This window comes from Mesorhizobium sp. BR1-1-2, assembly GCF_020165435.1.
GTDB lineage: Bacteria > Pseudomonadota > Alphaproteobacteria > Rhizobiales > Rhizobiaceae > Mesorhizobium.
In genome coordinates, this window is record NZ_JAIUID010000015.1 from 1 (window position 1) to 19615 (window position 19615).

Annotated in this window: 18 protein-coding genes; 6 read left to right on the forward strand and 12 right to left on the reverse strand. The window is 60.4% G+C overall.

What is annotated here, in order from left to right; translation table 11 throughout:
• The first annotated feature begins 822 nt into the window (after positions 1-822).
• On the forward strand, positions 823-3447 hold the full coding sequence (locus LB551_RS24670; protein ID WP_224660858.1) for an EAL domain-containing protein: 2625 nt from the start codon (positions 823-825) through the stop codon (positions 3445-3447).
• Positions 3448-3654: 207 nt separating this feature from the next.
• Here the strand turns inward: LB551_RS24670 and LB551_RS24675 are convergent, their stop codons facing one another.
• The gene (locus LB551_RS24675; protein ID WP_224660722.1) at positions 3655-4899 is read right to left on the reverse strand and encodes a metal-dependent hydrolase family protein; all 1245 of its coding nucleotides are present in this window, start codon (positions 4897-4899) and stop codon (positions 3655-3657) included.
• Positions 4900-4934: 35 nt separating this feature from the next.
• The gene (locus tag LB551_RS24680) at positions 4935-5687 is read right to left on the reverse strand and encodes an SDR family NAD(P)-dependent oxidoreductase (RefSeq protein ID WP_224628808.1); all 753 of its coding nucleotides are present in this window, start codon (positions 5685-5687) and stop codon (positions 4935-4937) included.
• 253 nt (positions 5688-5940) lie between these two features.
• Between LB551_RS24680 and LB551_RS24685 the strand changes: the two genes are divergently transcribed.
• From LB551_RS24685 to LB551_RS24700, 4 genes are all read left to right on the forward strand, one after another.
• A complete protein-coding gene (locus LB551_RS24685; protein ID WP_140552972.1) occupies positions 5941-6834 on the forward strand; it encodes a LysR family transcriptional regulator in 894 nt (297 codons plus the stop codon).
• A 192-nt stretch (positions 6835-7026) separates the two neighbouring features.
• The gene (gene leuB / locus LB551_RS24690; RefSeq protein WP_140552971.1) at positions 7027-8121 is read left to right on the forward strand and encodes a 3-isopropylmalate dehydrogenase; all 1095 of its coding nucleotides are present in this window, start codon (positions 7027-7029) and stop codon (positions 8119-8121) included.
• Between the two features lie 107 nt (positions 8122-8228).
• Positions 8229-9071 carry a fumarylacetoacetate hydrolase family protein gene (locus LB551_RS24695; protein WP_224660723.1) on the forward strand — a complete coding sequence of 281 codons (843 nt, stop codon included), beginning with the start codon at positions 8229-8231 and terminating at the stop codon, positions 9069-9071.
• A gap of 55 nt (positions 9072-9126) precedes the next feature.
• A complete protein-coding gene (locus tag LB551_RS24700; protein WP_140552968.1) occupies positions 9127-9735 on the forward strand; it encodes a flavin reductase family protein in 609 nt (202 codons plus the stop codon).
• A gap of 63 nt (positions 9736-9798) precedes the next feature.
• Here LB551_RS24700 and leuD read toward each other — a convergent pair whose 3' ends face one another.
• The 6 genes from leuD to LB551_RS24730 form a co-directional block, all read right to left on the reverse strand.
• Positions 9799-10425, reverse strand: coding sequence for a 3-isopropylmalate dehydratase small subunit (gene leuD / locus LB551_RS24705; protein ID WP_140552966.1), 627 nt, complete (start codon positions 10423-10425; stop codon positions 9799-9801).
• Between the two features lie 7 nt (positions 10426-10432).
• Positions 10433-11839, reverse strand: coding sequence for a 3-isopropylmalate dehydratase large subunit (leuC, locus tag LB551_RS24710; RefSeq protein ID WP_224660724.1), 1407 nt, complete (start codon positions 11837-11839; stop codon positions 10433-10435).
• Positions 11840-12219: 380 nt separating this feature from the next.
• The gene (locus LB551_RS24715) at positions 12220-12912 is read right to left on the reverse strand and encodes an ABC transporter ATP-binding protein (RefSeq protein ID WP_224660726.1); all 693 of its coding nucleotides are present in this window, start codon (positions 12910-12912) and stop codon (positions 12220-12222) included.
• Between the two features lie 2 nt (positions 12913-12914).
• Positions 12915-13661, reverse strand: coding sequence for an ABC transporter ATP-binding protein (locus LB551_RS24720; protein ID WP_181172622.1), 747 nt, complete (start codon positions 13659-13661; stop codon positions 12915-12917).
• Between the two features lie 43 nt (positions 13662-13704).
• The gene (locus tag LB551_RS24725) at positions 13705-15600 is read right to left on the reverse strand and encodes an ABC transporter permease (RefSeq protein WP_224660727.1); all 1896 of its coding nucleotides are present in this window, start codon (positions 15598-15600) and stop codon (positions 13705-13707) included.
• Positions 15601-15679: 79 nt separating this feature from the next.
• A complete protein-coding gene (locus LB551_RS24730) occupies positions 15680-16894 on the reverse strand; it encodes an ABC transporter substrate-binding protein (protein ID WP_224628797.1) in 1215 nt (404 codons plus the stop codon).
• Between the two features lie 378 nt (positions 16895-17272).
• On the opposite strand from LB551_RS24730, the gene LB551_RS24735 reads away from it, so the two are divergent.
• Positions 17273-17497, forward strand: a complete 225-nt coding sequence (locus LB551_RS24735) for a hypothetical protein (protein ID WP_263496028.1) — start codon at positions 17273-17275, stop codon at positions 17495-17497.
• On the opposite strand, the gene LB551_RS24740 is transcribed toward LB551_RS24735, so the two are convergent.
• From LB551_RS24740 to LB551_RS24755, 4 genes are all read right to left on the reverse strand, one after another.
• Positions 17462-17755 (reverse strand): hypothetical protein, encoded by a 294-nt coding sequence (locus LB551_RS24740; protein WP_224660729.1) that lies wholly within the window; start codon positions 17753-17755, stop codon positions 17462-17464. The genes LB551_RS24735 and LB551_RS24740 overlap by 36 nt on opposite strands.
• Before the next feature lie 63 nt (positions 17756-17818).
• The gene (locus tag LB551_RS24745; RefSeq protein ID WP_140552953.1) at positions 17819-18052 is read right to left on the reverse strand and encodes a DUF1127 domain-containing protein; all 234 of its coding nucleotides are present in this window, start codon (positions 18050-18052) and stop codon (positions 17819-17821) included.
• A 92-nt stretch (positions 18053-18144) separates the two neighbouring features.
• Positions 18145-18384: a DUF680 domain-containing protein gene (locus LB551_RS24750; protein ID WP_224628791.1), complete on the reverse strand. Its 240-nt coding sequence runs from the start codon at positions 18382-18384 to the stop codon at positions 18145-18147.
• 298 nt (positions 18385-18682) lie between these two features.
• Positions 18683-19594, reverse strand: coding sequence for a LysR family transcriptional regulator (locus LB551_RS24755; protein WP_140552949.1), 912 nt, complete (start codon positions 19592-19594; stop codon positions 18683-18685).
• Between the last annotated feature and the right edge of the window lie 21 nt (positions 19595-19615).

Consider the following 19615-nt stretch of genomic DNA (forward strand, 5'->3'; position numbering starts at 1 on the left):
AGGGAGGGAGGGGCATCGGCCAGAGGCCTAACCTCTCACGGCATTGGACGTTCCGGGCCGAAAGAAAAAACCGCTAGCTGGAGCCAGCGAGCAGGAAAGAAACTCCAGGACGGACTTTTAGGTTTGGTAAGAGTCCCCTTCGCTTCAGTTTTGAAATCCTCCGGATCTCCAGCATCGGTCAAACGAACGAAGAGCCGTGCGGGTGAGGCCGCTATCAGCGCCCCGCCTTCTTGCGCTTGTTCTTAGGTGCTGGTCTCGCGCAAGGTATCTCAGCCTTCAACCGCTGCTCCCGGAGCCGAGCTGCCTTCGCATCCCGCGCCACGCGCTCGACCTCCATCAGTTCCCGCGCAGCATCCGAGGTGCGCTCCTTTCTGTCTCGTCTTTCCTTCTCGGTGAGCCGTTGACCTTCTCGCATCGTTGCCCTGACTAGACGGTACCGCGCAAATGTTGCCGCACAGAACGATTGTCATCAGATCGGGTTCCACCGGACTGCAAAAGCCCGCCACCTTTCCATAGCGGGAGCGAATCATCCTCCCCGCAGCACGCGCCAGATGTCGGACCAATAGGCGGTGACGAGCGACGCCAGCGCCGTCGCGACTGCCAGCGCTTGGCGCGACACGCGCTTCCGACCGTTTTCGCTTTCCTCCTCGATCTATCGTCCGGACCGACAGATCAGCGTTGATCACCAGCGGCCTTTCTAAATTTTGAGCAGAGGAACCAAGGTTCGATTAAGTCTTCTCCTATACTCTGTAACAGTCGGAAGGTTGCACCGACCGAGATTCCACCTTGCCATTTGCCATTCATCAGCGCTTCCGTACCTTGATGACCTGGACCAGTCTTCCGGCTGTGGTCGCCCTTGTCGTGCTGTTAAGTGCGGGAATCTATGCTGATCATCAAAATAGCATTGTTGCCGAACAGGCATTGCGCGTCGACGTTGCGAAGGAGATGAACCTCGTCCGCGCCAATCTCGAGGGCAATGTCAATGGAGACCTTCAACTGACGCGCGGTCTGATCGCGACCATCGTTACCGAACCGAATATGAGCCAAACCCGCTTTGCCAAGCTGGCAAAGAGCCTCTTTCGCGAGAAGACACAGGTCAGAAACATTGCCGCTGCCCCCGGCCTGGTCATCTCGTTGATGTATCCAATGGAAGGCAATGAAAAGGCCGTTGGATTGGACTTTCGCAAGGATGAAGAATTGCGTGAAGCGGCACTTCGGGCGCGCGATACCAAACAACTGGTTCTGGCCGGACCGGTGGAGCTCAAGCAAGGAGGTCAGGCCTTTATCGGCCGATTTCCCGTCTTCCTTGACCCTGATCGCCCTACCGAGACGTTCTGGGGCATTGTGGCTGCGGTAATCGACATTCAGAAGCTGTACGAGGACAGCGGTCTTTTAGACAAGAGACTGTCGATCGAGATCGCTCTGACGGGCAAGGACGCTCTGGGCCGAAGCGGCGCGCGATTTTTCGGCCCGGCGCGGGTGGCGGAAGACAACCCCGTTACGGCGGAGGTGCGGTTGCCGACAGGATCGTGGCAGATTTCCGCCGTTCCCAAGGGTGGCTGGAATGCGACACCCCGGAACGCTTGGATTTTGCGACTGGCAATGCTCATCGGCGGCGCTCTAGTCGTGGTTCCGATTGTCATTGCGGGACGGCTTTTCGAACAACGGCATAAGCATTACGCCGATCTGCGCCGGAGCGAACGACGGCTTGCACAGCTTTCAGAGAGGCTGGAGCTTGCCCTTGATGCCTCGCAAATTGGCGTCTGGGAACAGGATCTCGACGCGGACATCATATACTGGGACGACCGCCTGAACGAAATCTATGGAAAGCCGGCAGATGGCAAACTGAGAACCTTCGAAGAGTGGTCAAGATCAATCCACCCCGACGATTGTGAACAGGCCAAGCGGGATTTCGCGCAGGGGATAGCGACCGGCATATACTCTTCGGAATATCGTGTAATGCTTCCCAACGGAGCTATTCGACATCTTCGCGCGCGTGCCAAGAGTTACAAGGACGGCACTGACCACAAAATGGTCGGAGCGGAATGGGACGTGACGGCGGACGTCGCCCTGACGCTGGAGTTGGAACGGGCAAAAAACCTCGCCGAAACGAAGAATGCTGAGCTAGAGGCGGCGACGGCGCGCAATGAACATACAGCGCTTCACGATTCTCTGACCGGCCTTCCAAATCGCCGCCACCTCGACACGGTCCTCGATCGTCAGGCCGCTACAGTATCGACGGCTGGCAGCGGCGCCGCGCTTCTGCATCTTGATCTCGATCGCTTTAAACAGATCAATGACACGCTTGGCCATGCCGTCGGCGACGCCGTGCTGATCCATACCGCGAAGGTGCTGACATCGACTGTTGGGTCGGCAGATTTCGTTGCCCGAGTCGGAGGCGATGAGTTTGTCGTAGTCTGCAGCCGCGACATCTCAATGGAGCAACTCAAACAGTTGGCGGACCGGATCATACAGCGACTGCGGCAGCCGGTTCCCTATAATGACCACCAGTGCCGTATTGGGGTCAGCATCGGGATCGCAGTCGATGGGGGCCGTCCCATTGACGGCCCACGCCTGATGGTCAACGCGGACATAGCGCTCTATCGGGCCAAAGGCCGAGGACGCAATCGGTATGAGTTCTTCACCGAAGATCTCCAGTCCGAGATCGTTCGGACCAAACGGGTGGCCGATGAAATCCTCGGAGGGTTGGAACGCAACGAGTTTGTTCCGCACTACCAGCTGCAATTCGACGCCAAAACGTTGGAGGTTGCCGGCGTGGAGGCGCTGGCGCGCTGGAACCATCCGATCGACGGACTTCAGCTGCCAGGTAAGTTCCTGAAAATTGCGGAAGAATTGAATGTCGTTTCGGTTATTGACCGACTGATGCTCAAACAAACTCTCCACGACTTTGATCAGTGGCAGAAAGCACGGCTGCTGGTTCCGCACGTCTCCGTGAACGTCTCTGCGAGACGGCTGCAGGATGAGGAACTGATCAACAGCCTGACTTCACTGTCAATAAAACCAGGAACCGTTTCGTTCGAGCTTCTGGAATCGATTTTCCTCGACGACAACGATGAGCTTGTGGTGTGGAACGTCAACCAGATCAAGGAACTCGGAATCGACATCGAAATTGACGATTTTGGCACCGGCCACGCCTCCATTGTCAGCTTGCTCAAATTGCAACCACGACGGCTGAAAATTGCACGCCAGCTAATTAGTCCAATCGCAGAGTCAGTCCAGCAGCGCGAGGTCGTAGAATCGATTGTGCAGATTGGCAGGTCCTTGGGGGTGGAAGTCATCGCCGAAGGTGTCGAGACAATGCTGCAGGCCAAGATCCTCAAGGATTTGGGCTGCGACATCTTGCAAGGGTATGCGCTCAGCCGACCGATGAGTGCGTACAAGATCATGGAGTTTTTAGGCAGCCGGCGAATGCGCTCAGCATCCTGAGATCGATCCATGCCGTGACGATCATCACCGCTCCGCGATGCGGTCGCGGCTGTCTTTCCCACAGGGCTTTCGCTGCCTCTGCGGCTTCAGGCACGGTCTATTTCTCCACAGCGAGGCGTGGGAGGAATGCTCGGAGTTCCCCTGGCCGCAAATCCGCTCGGAAGCGCCGCTTCGCCTCCGCTGCAGCCCTCATCTCGGTCGAATGCGTCAACGGCTGATGGCAAGTTCGTTCTTGTAGAATACACCACCCTTCATAATCGCTTGGAAGGCTTTGCCTTCGTCGCCGAGCAGCGAGATGTCCATAAGCGGATCGCCGTCGATTACGATCATGTCAGCATAAGCACCCGCGGCAATGGTGCCGACCTTGCCGGGCATCAGGCACAATTCAGCCGCGTTAAGGGTGGTCGAGCGTATTACCTCGATGGCCGGCAGCGCCTCTGCGCGGATATTGAATTCCAGGTTCTGGTACGGGTGCAGGAAGCCGAGATGGTCCGAGCCGTGGCAGATCTTCACGCCGGCCTTGTGCATAATCTCCAGCGATTCCGGTCCACGATCGCGCACCCACTTCAGGCGCTCGACGGCACCCGTATCGAGACCCAGCCTTTCTGCTTCGATGATCTGCGCCTCGTACGCGCTGATCGTCGGTGTCGAATAGGCTCCCTTCTCGGCCATGATCGCGGCCGTCTCGGGGGTGATCAGCGTACAGTGCTCTATCGATTTGATCCCGCAAGCCAACGCGCGTGCTATCGATTCGTCGGAGTGGGCGTGCACGCAAACATAGGTCTTGGCATTGTCCGCCTCCTCCTGGAAGGCGCGAAGCTCGTCCATCGAATAGGCATTCCATGAGCGTGGCATCCGCAGCTGCGCCGCGCCACCGCCGGCCATCACCTTAATGAACTGCCCTCCCTTACGGATCTCTTCGCGCGCAGCGCGGCGACATTCGTCAACGCCGTCGACGATCTTCGACACATTGCCGAGCTGATTGTTGAAGGTCTCGGCCGAGATCAGTTCGCCGCGCTCGCGCGGATCGGTATGGCCGCCGGACTGGACAAAGGCCTTGCCACACATGGTCAGCCTCGGGCCCTCGATCAGACCCGCCTCGAGCGCATGTTTGAAGCCGAGCGTTGCGCCTCCCACATCGCGGATCGTCGTGAAGCCGCGCGTCAGCATGCCCTTGACGATCTTGGCCGCATGCAGCGCAACCAGTTCGTTGGGCATACGCGAACTGGTGGACGGATCTTCAGCCGCCGAATAGACGTGGACGTGGCAATCGATCAGGCCGGGCATCAGCGTCTTGCCCCTTAGGTCGATCCTAATCGCGTTTGTGTCCTTGATCGGCGCGTCGGAAACTTCGTCGATCAGACCTTCCGAAACCCGCACGTGACGGTCGTACTCCCCTTCCTGCGAGGAACCGTCAAGCACGCGCGCGTTTTCGAAAACATATGAATGCATGGGGATCTCCTCTTCGATTGTCTGTTATAGCCGACCTAGTACGTCGCCCGTCCACCCGACAGGTCGAAGACCGCACCGGTGGTGAATGAATTTTCCTCGGTCGCCAGCCAGCAGATCATGGACGCTGCCTCCCTCAGTTCGAGCATGCGCCCGCGCGGAATCTTCCCAAGGATGTAGGCAATGTGTTCGGGCGCCTGGGCCATCGCCCCCGGTGTCTTGGCGACGGCCGGGGTCACGCAGTTAACGGCAATGTTGCGGTCTGCCAACTCCTTGCCCAGCGACTTGGTCAGCGCGATCACGCCGGCTTTCATCGACGAATAGGCGACCGCGTTGGGATTGCCTTCCTTGCCGGCGATGGAGCTGAGATTGACGATGCGTCCGTAGCCCTTCTCCATCATGTGCGGCACGATGGTACGGCAGCAGTGGAAGGTGCCATTGAGGCCGACCTGGAACACCTCTGCGAAGGCATCCGGCGGATACTCCCAGGTCGGCATATTGGGGCCAACGACAGCGGCGTTGTTAATTAGGATATCGACCCTGCCATAGCGCTTGAGCGTCGCCTTCGCCGCCGCCTCCACGGAGGCAAGCACACCGATATCGGCTTTCAGGCAGTGCACGCGGTCGTGCTGTCCCAGTTCGTCAGCGCAGGCGCTCAGCACCGTCTCATCGCGGTCCCAAATGGAGACGTGCGCACCCGACTCGAGCATACGCTCGACGACGGCAAAGCCGATACCTTGAGCACCGCCCGTGACGATCGCGGTGCGGCCTTTGAGATCATACTGGTTCATGTATGGATGGATCCTGTCCTTTCCGGTGGCATCCCGGCTTCACCGCATCGGGCAATTTCGTTTTGTGTTTTCTGCCAAACCGGAATACGACCTTATTGGAGACAGGGCGGGCAGCGCGAAGACTTGATTGGGAATGCGTGCGTCGTGATCCGCGATGAGCCCGCGCAACTGAACGGTCGCGATCGTCGATCCCTTCTTGGCGCGAGGATCGTGAATAGCGGTCGGGCAATCCAAGCATGGAGCTGTGTGACGAGTGCGTTTCGACCTATTGTCATTGGAATTGTTCGTAGCCGTTTGTGAAGAGCAAAGCATAGCCAAGGCCGCCGATCGCGAACACATAGCTGCGTCGGCAGTCAGCAAGCGCATTTCCGATCTTGAGGTCCGGCTGAAGACTCCGTTGTTCGTGCGCAATTCCAAGGGGCTGGAACTGACCGCGGCCGCCTATTCGCTGCTGCATCACGCCCGTGTGGTCATGCGCGATCTGCGCCAGATGGAATCCGAACTGTCCCACCATGCCAGCGGCATGCGCGGCCACGTCCGCGTCCATGCCAGCGTTTCCACCATCATCCAGCACCTGCCGCGCGATCTTGGCGAGTTCCTCGCCCTGCATAACGGCGTGCGCATCGACTTGCAGGAAGGCACCAGCCAGCAGGCCGTCGAGGCAGTGGCGGAGAACGCCGCAGACATAGGCGTGTTCGGCGGCGTTGTGCCGCGCCAAGGCTTGAAGATCATTCCCTACCGGGTCGACCGCATTGTCGCTCTCGTTCACAAGGACCATCCGCTGGCGGACCGCGCGATCATCAAGTTTGCCGAATTCACGGATTTCGATCTCATCGGGCCGATGAAGGGATCCTTCCTCGACTCGCTCGTGCTCCGCGCTGCCTCCGAACTCACCCGCTCGTTGCGGATGCCGGTCCGCGTCAACGGTTTCGAAACCGTATTCAGCATGGTCGAAGCCGGGCTGGGCATCGGCCTGGTGCCCGAGAAGTGCGCCGAGCGCTACGTGACCAGCGGCAACACCGTCGCCATCGTCCTTGACGAATCCTGGGCCGAGCGACAGTGGAACCTTTGTGTGCAGGAAAGCCAGACCATGCCGGCGCCCGTGCGCCTGCTGCTCAACCACCTTACCAACAGCGAGAGCCGGTAAGGCCGCGCTCATCTCAGCCACCTTCGTCGTCGGAGCGGTGGGCCGGCGGCCGTCGAGGCGCATTCGCCTATGGCGATGGACGGCTTCCGAAGGACGACTTCGAGAATTCTAGCGGCAGACCTATAAGACGCCGGACAGGGCGCGGGCCGTGGTGGATTGCGCTCCTGTGAAATCTATCTGGAGAAACAGGACGTGAAAATCGCGGTACTTCCCGGCGACGGAATCGGCAAGGAGGTGACCGCCGAGGCGGTCAAGGTGTTGCGCGTACTCGCCGGCGAGGGCCTCGCCTTCGAGATGATAGAAGGCGTCATCGGTGACGAAGGCATTCAGACGGTCGGTGATGCGTTGCCGAAAAAAACGCTTGAGCTCTGCCGCGAGGTCGACGCCATTCTGCTCGGCGGCACCGGTGTGCCCGCCGACGAACACCGTCCGCCGGCCGAGGGTGCTGGCAACGGGCTGTTGCGGCTCCGGCGGGCACTGTCGCTTTATGCCAATTTTCGTCCGGTGCTGCTCTATCCCGAATTGCTCGACGCATCCACACTGAAGCCGGAAGTGGTCGAGGGGGTCGATATGTTGATCCTGCGGGAGTTGAATGGCGATCTCTATTTCGGCGAGCCGCGCGGCATCTCGGTCAATTTGGCCGGCGAGCGCGAAGGCATCAATACAATGCGCTACACCGAGAGCGAGATAGAACGTATCGCCCATGTGGGATTTCAGGTGGCGCGGAAGCGCAGCAAAAAGCTGTGCTCTGTCGACAAGTCGAATGTGCTGGAGACAATGATGCTGTGGCGCGAGGTGATGACCCGCGTCGGCAAGGACTATCCGGATGTGGAACTGACACATCTATATGTCGATGCGGCTTCCATGGCGCTGATCCGCAATCCCAGGCAGTTTGACGTCATCGTCACCGGCAATGTCTTCGGCGACATCCTCTCCGATGCCGCGGCGATGCTGGCCGGTTCGATCGGCATGCTGCCGTCGGCCTCGTTGGGTGCCGGGAACAAGGGTCTCTACGAGCCCGTCCACGGCACCGCGCCGGACATCGCCGGCCGCAACATCGCCAATCCGCTTGCGGCAATTCTCTCGGCAGCGCTGATGCTTCGCTATTCCTTCTCTCTGGAACACGAGGCGGCGCGCATCGAGGCGGCAGTCCGCTCGGTGCTTGGCGCCGGCTACCGCACCGCCGACATCATGCGGCCCGGCTGCCGTCAGGTCGCCACCAGCGAAATGGGCGACGCCGTTGTAAAAGCCTTCCAGGCTCAAGCCAGCACGCGCGCGGTCGGCTGAGCTTGCCCTGGTATCACGGGCGCCGATCTCCTGCCCGGGCATATCGATTTCACGCTTCCTGACAGACCGAAAACCCCGGGCAGAAATTCAATGGAGTAGGACACGCGATGAAATTGCTGCGATACGGCGAGCCGAACGCGGAAAAGCCCGGCATTCTCGACAGCGATGGCCGGATTCGCGACCTTTCCGGTCATGTCGCCGACATTGCCGGCCGGACGCTGTTTCCCGAGGGTCTCGATGCGCTGCGCACCCTCGATATGGCAACCCTCCCGGTCGTCGGCGGCAATTCGCGCGTCGGTCCTTGTGTTGCCGGCACCGGCAAATTCATCTGCATCGGGCTGAACTACTTCGACCACGCGGAAGAAACCGGCGCTACGGTGCCGCCTGAGCCGATCATCTTCATGAAGGCGACGTCGGCGATCATCGGGCCGTGTGACCGGGTCGAGATTCCGCGCGGTTCCGAGAAGACCGACTGGGAAGTCGAACTCGGCGTCATCATCGGCAAGATGGCGACGTACGTCTCCGAAGACGACGCGATGGACCATGTCGCCGGCTATTGCGTGGTCAACGATCTGTCCGAACGCGCCTTCCAGGCCGAACGACAAGGCCAGTGGACGAAGGGCAAGTCGGCCGACACTTTCGGCCCGATCGGTCCATGGCTGGTCACAGCCGATGAGGTCTGCGACCCGCAAGCCCTGAAAATGCATCTCGAGGTCAACGGCAAACGCTTTCAGCACGGTTCGACGGCCACCATGGTCTACGGCGTGCGCTACCTGGTTTCCTATCTGTCACAGTTCATGAGCCTTCGTCCCGGCGACATCATCTCCACCGGCACGCCGCCCGGCGTCGGGCTCGGCCAGAATCCCAATGTCTTCCTCAAGGCTGGCGACGTTATTACCTTGGGCATCGAGGGCCTTGGCGAACAGCGACAGGAATGCATACAGGCGTAGCGGACCCGGCGAACGGACGCCGAGACCGCCGATTTCGAAACCTACCGGAGCAGGCATGCATTTCAATTTTTCCGAGCTGAAGCCCATCGAGCGCTACAAGCTCCTGTCCTCCACCATCACGCCCCGTCCGATCGCCTGGGTTTCCACCATCAGCGAAACCGGCGAGCGCAACGCTGCGCCGTTCTCCTTCTTCAATGTCTTCGGTGAGGAGCCGCCGGTGGTCGGATTTTCGATCAACGACCGGACGCCGGGTGACCGCAAGGACACCGGCCGTAACGTCCGTGCCACCGGCGAATTTGTCGTCAACCTGGTCGATGAGGACCGGTTGCAGGCGATGAACGCCACAGCCACCGAATACGGCCCAGGCATCGATGAATTCAGCGCCTCGGGGCTGACCTCCAGTCCGTCGCTGTCGATCGGCGCGCCACGCATCGTAGAAAGCCCGGTATCCTTCGAGTGCAAGCTGATGCAGATCGTCGAGCTCGGCCCGTACCGGTCCCTGATCCTCGGCCTCGTGCAAGTCATGCATATCCGAGACGATTTGCTGACCGATCCGGAACGATTCTATGTCGACACCGAGAAGATGCGCATCGTCGGGCGCATGCAGGGTAACGGCTACATCATTTCCGACGACATTTTCGACGTCGCCCGCCTGCTGCCCTGAGCCGGACCACCTTTCAGCTTTCCGATATGGGACGCGGCCGGCAACGCTGCTCGGCTCTTGGGATCATTTGGCTGAAGCCCCGAGATTGAGCCATGGCATCGCCTCCGCTGAGGCTTTCTCATGACTTTCGATCGCCGACAGTTCCGCCAGCGTATCGTCGATAAAATCGTTGCCCTTGAGCAGCCGGTCGCGGTCGGAATCTGAAATGTCGAACGGCACCGTGCCGAGCCGTCGATTCCTGAATTCGCGCCTTTCCAGGTCTACGGTGAAGCGCGCCTCCTGCGGGTTGGCGGCCGCGCGAAGGCATTCTGCCAACACCTCCTCGCTGACGGTCGCGGGAACAATGCCGTTGTTGATGCAGTTCGCCTTGAAAATATCAGCGAACATGGAAGAGATCAGGCAGCGTATGCCGAATGATTTCAGTGCCCAGGGCGCGTGCTCGCGCGACGAACCGGAGCCGAAATTACGCCCCGCGATGATGATCGTCGCCTCGTCGTAGGGTTCCTTGTTGAGTATGAAATCCGGATTCGGCGTGCCGTCCGATCTATAGCGCAGGCTGTGAAACAGGAACGGTGCCATCGCATTGCGATCCGGCTTGCGCAGGAATTGCTGGGGATAGATCAGGTCCGTGTTGACGTCGGACATCGGAAAGGGCGCGGCGATGCCGCTGTGCCTGGAGATCGGTTCCATGTTTGCCTCAGATCAGTTCGCGCACATCTGTCAGGTGGCCCGTGACCGCCGCGGCCGCGGCCATGGCTGGGCTCATGAGATGCGTGCGCGCCCCGCGCCCCTGTCGCCCTTCGAAATTGCGGTTGGATGTCGAAGCGCAGCGTTCGCCGGGCTTCAGCCGCTCGCCGTTCATCGCCAGGCACATCGAGCAGCCGGGCTCGCGCCAGTCGAAACCAGCCTCGATGAATATCCGGTCGAGACCTTCCTGCTCCGCCTGCTCCTTGACCGACCCCGAACCGGGCACGATCCAGGCGCTCGTGCCATCGGCCACCTTGCGCCCCCGCACCACCGCGGCCGCCTCACGCAAATCCTCGATGCGGCCGTTGGTGCATGAGCCGATGAAGACGTGGTCGACGCGGATGTCGGTCAGCGCCTGCCCGGGCTGCAGGCCCATATAGTCGAGCGCGCTCTGGGTGCTGGCCCGCTCGCTCTCGCTATCGCAGGACGACGGATCCGGGACCTTGCCGACGATCGGCAGCGATTGACCGGGATTGGTTCCCCAGGTGACGAAGGGTATCACGTCGGCCCCGGCGATTTCGACATCCGTGTCGAAGATCGCGTCCGGATCGGATTTCAGCGAGCGCCAGCATTCCGCCGCCCGCTCCCACATCTCGCCCGTCGGGGCGTATTTGCGCCCCTCCAGATAGGCAATGGTCTTCTCGTCGGGCGCCACCATGCCGGCGCGCGCGCCGCCCTCGATCGACATGTTGCACAGCGTCATGCGCTGTTCCACGGTCAGCGCCCGAACCGCCTCGCCCTGGTATTCTATGACGTGGCCGGTGCCGCCCGCCACGCCGATCGTGTGCAGGATGGACAGGATCAGGTCCTTCGCCGTGGCGCCGGGGGGCAGTTCGCCCTTCACGTTGACACGCATCGACTTGGACTTGCGCTGCACGATGGTCTGTGTCGCCAGCACATGCTCGACTTCGGAGATGCCGATGCCGAAAGCGAGTGCCCCGAGGGCGCCGTGGGTGGAAGTGTGGCTGTCGCCGCACACCAGCAGCGCGCCAGGTAGCACAAAGCCAAGTTCCGGCCCGATCACGTGGACAATGCCCTGGCGGCGGTTGCCGACCGAATAGACGTCGATGCCGGCCTCCCGGCAATAGGCCTCGATGTCCTGCACCATCTTGCGGGCGTCCTCGTCCTCATAGGCGATCCCATTGGCGCGCGGCGTCGTGGGGACGACGTGGTCGGCAACGCCGATGGTCAGGTCGGGGCGATGCACCTTGCGCCCGTGCGTATGCAGGCCTGAAAACGCGTAGGTCGCGACACCATCGTGAACCAGATGCCGATCGACGAACAGAATGGCCCTGTTGTCGCTCAGCGGCTTGACCACATGTGCATCCCAGATTTTTTCATACAGTGTCTTCGCCATGGTGACCTCTTCGCGACGGGGCCTGGCTGCACATGCCGCGGACGCTCGCTGGACAGCGCTCGCGGCTGGACACCAGACGCTCGTCGCCGGCGAGTTCCCCGCACGTTTCAGGCCACCAGCAATCTAAAAGTCGGCTCCGCCGTCTTGAAGGCTCATTTCGACATGCGTCCGTCGCGAACCACGATGCGGATCGCCCAGTCGATCGTGCCAGCCCAATCGCCTCGGCAAATCAGTGGGTTGGCCGGATGCGTTCGCCCTCTCCGTCAGCATGAGGCGCATGGCGCCGGACAGTGCCCCGGTCGGGGCTCACAACGACCTTGAAAGACTGCTCCCAAGGTCAATTCGGGCGCGGCTTTTCGATGGGAAATACCACGAAGCTGTCAAACGCCAAGATGATCGAGCAGGCTTTGTTCCTCATCGGCCATCTGGAGTTTCGTCAGTTCCTTCACCATTTTCCCGTTCTCGATCATGTAGTACCTGTCCGCGACCTCGGCCGCGAACTGAAGATTCTGCTCTACGAGGAGGATTGTCAGCCCGGTCGACTTGATATCCCTGATGATCGCGCCGATCGCATCGACCACCACCGGGGCCAGGCCCTCCGTCGGCTCGTCAAGCAGCAGGAACGACGCGCCCATATAAAGAGGGCGCGCTATCGCCAGCATCTGCTTTTCTCCTCCGGAGAGCGATGCCGCCTTTTGTGAGCGCCGGGCTTCCAGGATTGGAAAATGCCGGTAGATCCGCTCGAGCGACCATCCCATGTTTCCATGTGGCCGACCGATCGTCAGGTTCTCGTAGACGTTCAACGTCGAGAATATGCCGCGATCCTCCGGCACGAAGCCGATCCCCCTTCTGCAGATACGCTCGGGTGAAAGGTCGATGATTTGCGAACCGTCGAAATGGATGCTCCCCGTTCGGCGCGGTATATCGCCGATGATGGATTTCAGCAGAGTGGTCTTGCCGGCGCCGTTGCGACCCACCAGCGTGACGACCTCGCCCGCTTCCACGGACAGTTCGACGCCTTGCAATATATGGCTTTCGCCATAATAGGCATCGAGACTTCTTATCTCCAGCATGCTCAATGGCGTTTTCCCAGGTAGGCCTCGATCACGCGGGAGTCTTTGCGCACCTCGTCATAGCGCCCGCGCGCGAGGAGAGCGCCCTGTTGCAGCACGATAATCTCGTCGGCGACGTGCGCGATGACTCCAAGGTTGTGCTCCACGACGATGATTGTGCGCTCGGCTGACAGCTGAGCGATCAGCTCGGTCGTGCGGGACACGTCCGTGGTCGTCATTCCCGCAGTCGGCTCGTCGAGAAGAAGGATCTTCGGGTGTGCCGCCAGCGATATGGCCAGTTCCAGAGCCCGCTTGCGCCCGTAGGGAAGATCACTCGCCGGCCGCCCGCGCAGAGATGGCGGAATGCCGACCTGATCCAGCAAGGCGTTCGCTTCAGGTCGGTGATTGTCGTGCCAGTTGGCCTTCGCGAAGGCCTTTATGCCTCCATCGGCCCGCTGCTGCACCGACAGGACGACATTGTCGATGACCGTCAAGTTGGGAAAGATGCTTGTAATCTGGAAACTTCGAACGATCCCGCGCCGGGCAAACTGCTCGGAACGAAAAGGCGTCATGTCTTCGCCGTTGAACAGCAGACGGCCACGCCTGGGTCGATAAAAACCGCTCAGGATATTGAACAGGGTCGTCTTGCCGGCGCCGTTCGGCCCGATGATCCCGTAAACCGGCTTCTTCTCGAACTTCAGGCTGAGGTCGTTGATGGCCGTGAAGCCGCCAAAGCTCATTGTGACAGACTGCAGTTCGAGCAGGGGCATGTCCGTCGACCCCACCCCGCGCACGCAGTTACTAACGCCAGCATCAGGCATCCGCCACGTCTCCGGTTGCTAAGATGCGGTCCGGTTTTGCCGCCATACCGGATGAAGCGGCGCGGTCGACCGAATGATGCACGAGCTCGCCCAGTATCCCGCGCCGGAACAGGAGCACGACGGCCACGAACAGAAGGCCGAGGAACAGGCTGCCGTTGTCCGTGATCGACGACAATGTGTTGCGCATGAGCAAGACGATGCCGCTGCCGAGAAACGGGCCGAAGATGGTGCCGGCCCCGCCGAGAAGCGTCATCATGATAGGCTCGCCCGAGGCGCGCCATCCCACCATTTCAAGCGTGACGAATTGATGGTTGAGGGCATAGAGGGCACCACCGATCGAGCACACCAGGGCCGAAGACACATACGCCTTCACCCTCAAGCCATAGACGCTGTAGCCGACGCTCGTCATGCGCTGCTCGTTCTCGCGGGCGCCGAGAAGCGCAAGGCCGAAAGGCGACTTGAGAAGCCGGAGGATGGCGTAGACCACCACCACTGCGGCGGCCAGGCACACATAATAGAAGACCCGGTCGTTCTTGAGGTCCAAACCCAGCAGGGTCGGGCGAACAAGCCCGTGCAGCCCGTCCTCGCCGCCCGTGTAGTCGGGGAACTGATTGACGACGAAATAGACGATCGACGCGAACGCAAAGGTGATCATGGAGAAATAGATCCCCTTCTTCCTTGCGACGACGAAGCCGAAAAGCAGGCTGACGATCGTACTCAGGACGACACCGCAAAGCAGCGACAGCACCATCGGAACCCCGAACTTGACCATTAGGATCCCAGTGACATAGGCGGAGGTGCCCCAATAGGCGGCCTGGCCGAACGAGAGCAGCCCGCCGAACGCGAACAGCAGATCGAAGCCGAGCGCAAACAGTCCCCACAGAACGATGTCGGTCGCCAGGACCGGATACACCAGCCAGGGAAGCACAAGGGCCGCCGCCAGGGCGATGAGAGCGGCAGGCCGACTAAGGAACACACGCCGGGCGCGCTCCGTCATGGGCGTGTAATGCAGTGCGAAATGCGAAATGTCGATGCCCTGGAAAATCCCGCCGGGGCGCACCAGAAGCACGCCAAGCATGAGGATGTATATGACCGCGGAGGCCGCCGGCGCGTAGAAGATCGCCGCGATGGCCGAGACCAGACCCGACGCAAAGCCCATGATGGCCGATCCGGCGATCGAGCCCATTCCGCCCGCGACGACCACGGCGAAGACGAAATTGATCATCTCCTGTCCCATGAACGGCGACACGTTGCGCATCGGCGCGGAAAGCGCTCCCGCCAGTCCTGCCAGGGCGGAGGCGAAGAAGAACGTGCCGGAAACAAGAAGAGGCACGTTGCCGCCGAAGCATTTGAGGAGATTGGGCCGCTCCGATGCCGCCCGGATCAGCGCGCCCAGGCGCGTCCGCTCAAGCGCGAAATACGTGCCGGCACACAGAACGATCGACACCACGACGACGAAGAGACGGTACTTCGGATACGAGGCGAAGCCGAGGCTCACGGCGCCCTTGAGAAGGTCCGGCACAAGATACGGTGCCGAGGTGACGCCGTAGAATATCCGAACGACGTCCTCGATGATGAGCGAGAGACCAAAGGTCAGGATCAGGATGTAGGCGAGATCCAGGCCATAAAGGCGGCGGATGAGCAGACGCTCCATGACCACGCCGAACAATCCGACCAGAACAGCCGAGATAAGAAAGCCCAGCCAAAGCGAAACACCGAGATGCGACCCCAGAATCACCGCGATGATTGCGCCCAGCATGAACATGGCGCCATGCATGAAATTGACGACGCGCATCATGCCGAAGATGATGCTCATTCCCAGGCTCATCAACGCCAGGACGCCTCCCGTCACAAGTCCGTTGAAGAGCAAAATCGCATAAAAGGACATTAGCCGGCCTCGGTTGCGTTACGGATGAATGCGCCCCGCCTTCGGCGGTAGGCCGACGGCGGGCCGCATGTCTCTTCCGTTACCAATCGTGCTTGCAGGTGCTTTCTGCTTCCGGGTAATATGCCTCGTCGCCCGGAACCGATCCGACGATGTTGAAAAAGTCGCTGTCCTTCTTGACCTCCGATGCGGGCTTGACTTGGCCGATGAAGGTACGCTTCACCACAAGGTGGTCGCGTTTGCGCATGAGCGCGTCCTTGGTGAACATGTCGCTGAAACCCCGGCCTTCGAGGGCCTCCGTCACCTTGTCGGGATCATCCGTGCCGATTTCCTGGACGGTCTTCAGCACTTGATAAACGGCGGAATAGTTGCCCGCGTGTATGTCACCAGGATAGAAGTTCAGTTTATCGTGGAAACGTTTCGCGAATTTTCGGGTTTCGTCGTCCAGATCCCAATACCAGATCAGAGCGGCGTTCACGCCGGCCCAGGTGTCGGGCCCGAGAGCCTTGACATCGGACAGGTTCAACTGTCCTGGAACGATCTTGATGCCGGCATCCATCAAGCCGAATTCCCGAGCCTGCTTGACCGCGTTGCGCAGATCCTGCCCAGATTCGAGGATGCCGATAGCCTCGGCGCCGGCCGCCTGCGCCTTGAGAAGATAGCTCGAGAAATCATCGTTCGGAAACGGCACCATGTCCACGCCGACGATCTCACCACCATTGTCCTTGACGGCCTTGGAAAATGACTCCAGCAGCGACTTTCCGAAGGCAAAGTCGGCCGTGATAAAATACCACTTCTTTGTGCCGTCCTTGGTCATTTGCTTGACCGGCGCCGACATCGCCGAGGTATCGTACCCGTAGTGCCAGGTGTATTTGCCGCAGGCTTCATTGGTTAGCGCCGTGGTTCCCGGGCTGACAAAGGTCGTCAGAATATGCCTTTCGTTGGCCAGCTTGGCTATGGCGATGGCGGCAGCGGAACTCGACACGTCGGTTATGAGATTCACGCCCTGCGAGTCTATGATTTCGCGCGCCTTGTTAACCGAGAGTGCCGGGTCAAGCTTGTTGTCAACGACGATGACGTTGATCGGCACGCCATTGACCTTTCCGCCGAAGTCGTCGACAGCCATCTTCGCAAATTCGACGTCCCCGGGACCAGATGTCTCCGAATAGACCGAAGAAAGATCGGTCAGCATCAGAATATTGAACTGCTTGCTCTTCATCTGGGCGGACGCCGGGACAATACCAGCGGCAGCGGCAGCCACCAGAAGACCAGCGGCGGCCAATGATTTTATATGCATTTCGACTCCTCCTCCTTGAAGACAGGCATCCCCAGCCGTGAGCCACTCCAGTGGCCACATGTTATTGTCAATCAATTTCTAACGGCAACGAGCGGACTGGGAGAAGTCTCATATGAGCAGCACGTCATCGCGTTTGGAGATGCTTTGATCGCCCGGACTTCGACCTCGCCTCCGCCGTCCCCGGGACCGGGCGGAATGGTGGCGATCGAACTGGACAATGGGCGGCGCGTGTTTGCGCCGACCGGCAGCACCCCGGCCGCGGTGAAGCGGCAACTCGCGGCCAAGCAGAAGGCGTCATGATCATCGTTCCGGCCGGCGTGAAAGTGCATCTGGCATTTGGGGCACACCGACATGCAAAAGGAACTGGGTGCCCTCGTGATGCTGATCCAGGAACAGTTGAAGAAAGCCCCGTTCTCGGGCCATCTGTTCGTGTTCCGCGGTGGAACACGTGCGAGGCGCCGCGAACCGGTCGTTGGCTGCTTCAAATCGAATGGCCGCTTCAGTTTCGAAACGAAAGAGCGGCCCGATATCGCCACGTCAATGCCCATGCATGCCTCGCGACATCTTTCATTGGCGCGGCCCAAAGCCTCTATATGGCCGTAGCGGAACAGTGGAGACCATTTCCTGCATACCGCTTTTGAACAGTGGAAGGGCATTGAGCACCGAGCGAACCTCGTCCTCCCCTTCGGCCTCCATGAGAAGACAGGCGCCGCCCATGTCGCCGCGATTCCAGATTTGTCGCACGGTGCTTGCCATGAAAAGCCGGCGAACGCCTTCGGCTTCGGCTTCCAGTCTCTCGGGCGTGTAGTCCGCGTCGTTGAAGCTTTCCGTCCGCCGACGTGTCAAGACCATAAACTGCATGTTCTTTCTCCTGTTGATGAAGGCAAGGCTTTCCGGTTTTTCCCGCCGGGTGCTTGATGCCTGTCACGGTCCTCGGCCGGCAACGTCGGCGCCAGAAAGACCGATGTCTTGCAATTGCGAGTCCGTGAGTTCCATCAGCATGCGGCGGCTCCGGCGCCTTTCCATACCGGCTTCGACCCAGACCTGGATCGCCGCGACGCGCGCCATCAGAATCTGTAAAGCCTCGACTCCACGCCGCTGCGGTGCACTCCTTGTTTCGGCCCGCTCCAAAGCGGCGCCGTTGACGACTGCGTCCATCGCATTTCTCCTTTTTTCGCGACCGGCCGAACCCGAGGCGAAGGCGGCGGATGAGCCCGCCGCTTTGGGGGTTCGGCGGCCCGAGCCGGTGTCTAGCGGTTGCCGAAAAGGTCCCGGCGATGCTCGACCGCCTGATCCTGCGTGATGGCCGCATTGGAGCCCGCATTGAGCAGTTCGTAGGCTGCACTGTGCGGGATCGAGGACGTGTGGGTGTTGTCGAGCTGTTCCCGGGCAATCGCATTGATGTCGGAACCGCCGACATTCGGGTTCTCGGCGAGCGCGGCGCCAGTGATGGCCAGGAACGCGGCGGTGGCAAGAGCGATCTTTTTCATGGAAATCTCCTAAGGTTGAGTTCTGGACTTGGTTCAAGAACAGGTCCTTGCTCGTTCGCCAAGAAGATGCATCTTGGATCCGCCCAGGATAATCTTCGAATATTGGAAAGGATCATCCGCCGAGAGCGGACAATGGATCATGAGCAGGCGCGCTGCCTCAGCGCTGACCCCTCCCCGATCGAGGATTTTGCCATGTCGGTGCTGGCAATCGCTCCGGCCCTTGCCCGCATGTGGCCGGCCAGAAGATCAGAAGGCACATCAGCCCGCCGACTTTCCGGCGGGGACGGTGGACTGCTGTTCAGTACTTCAATTCCATCCATCTGCGGTGTTCGGCAAAGCGCTCGGCCAACAGATCGATGAAAGTCCTGACCTTGGCCGAGATATGGTGACGATGCGGATAAAACGCGTTGATCGCGAACTCGACTCCTGAATATTCCTCCAGCACCCGGACAAGGCGTCCGGCGCTCAGGTCGTCGGCCACGAGAAAGGGCGGCGGTATGAATAGACCACGGCCGTCGAGAGCAAGGCGTCGGAGCGTCTCCTGGCTGTTGGTCAACAAGTTGCCATCGACGCGGACCGAAACGGGCTCGCCGTCCGGGTCCTCGAAACGCCACTCGTTCCCGAAAGGATAGGAGGCATGGCGCATGCAATTGTGGCGTGCGAGGTCATCGGGCCGCCGCGGTGTCCCATGGCGTTCGAAATAGCCGGGTGAACCGCAGACGATGTTGCGCCACGAGGTCAGCCGCCGCACGATCAGGCTCGAGTCGGGAAGCGGCAGCGAACGCACGTCAAGGTCGAAGCCCTCCTCCACCATGTCGACCATTCTTTCGCCGACGGTGAGATCGACCGAAACAGCCGGATAAAGTTTGACGAATTCGGAAACGATCGGCGCCAGAAAACGGATGACGCTCATGCTGGAATGAAGGCGAAGCGTGCCTTGCGGCGTCGCCTGAAGCGCTCCCGCGACGCGGTCCGCCTCCTCCAGATCGGCGAGGATCTGCGAGGAACGCTGATAGTAAGCCTGGCCGATCTCGGTCAGGCTCACCTTGCGGGTGGTGCGGTTGAGAAGGCGGACGCCGAGCCTGTCCTCCAGCGCCTGGACGTGGTTGCTGACCATCGTGGTAGACATATTGAGGCGTCGGGCTGCCGCGGAAAAGCCTCCGCATTCCACAACGCGGCCAAACACCGTCAAGCTTGTGAGCCTGTCCATTCCGATTATCCGCTCTTAATG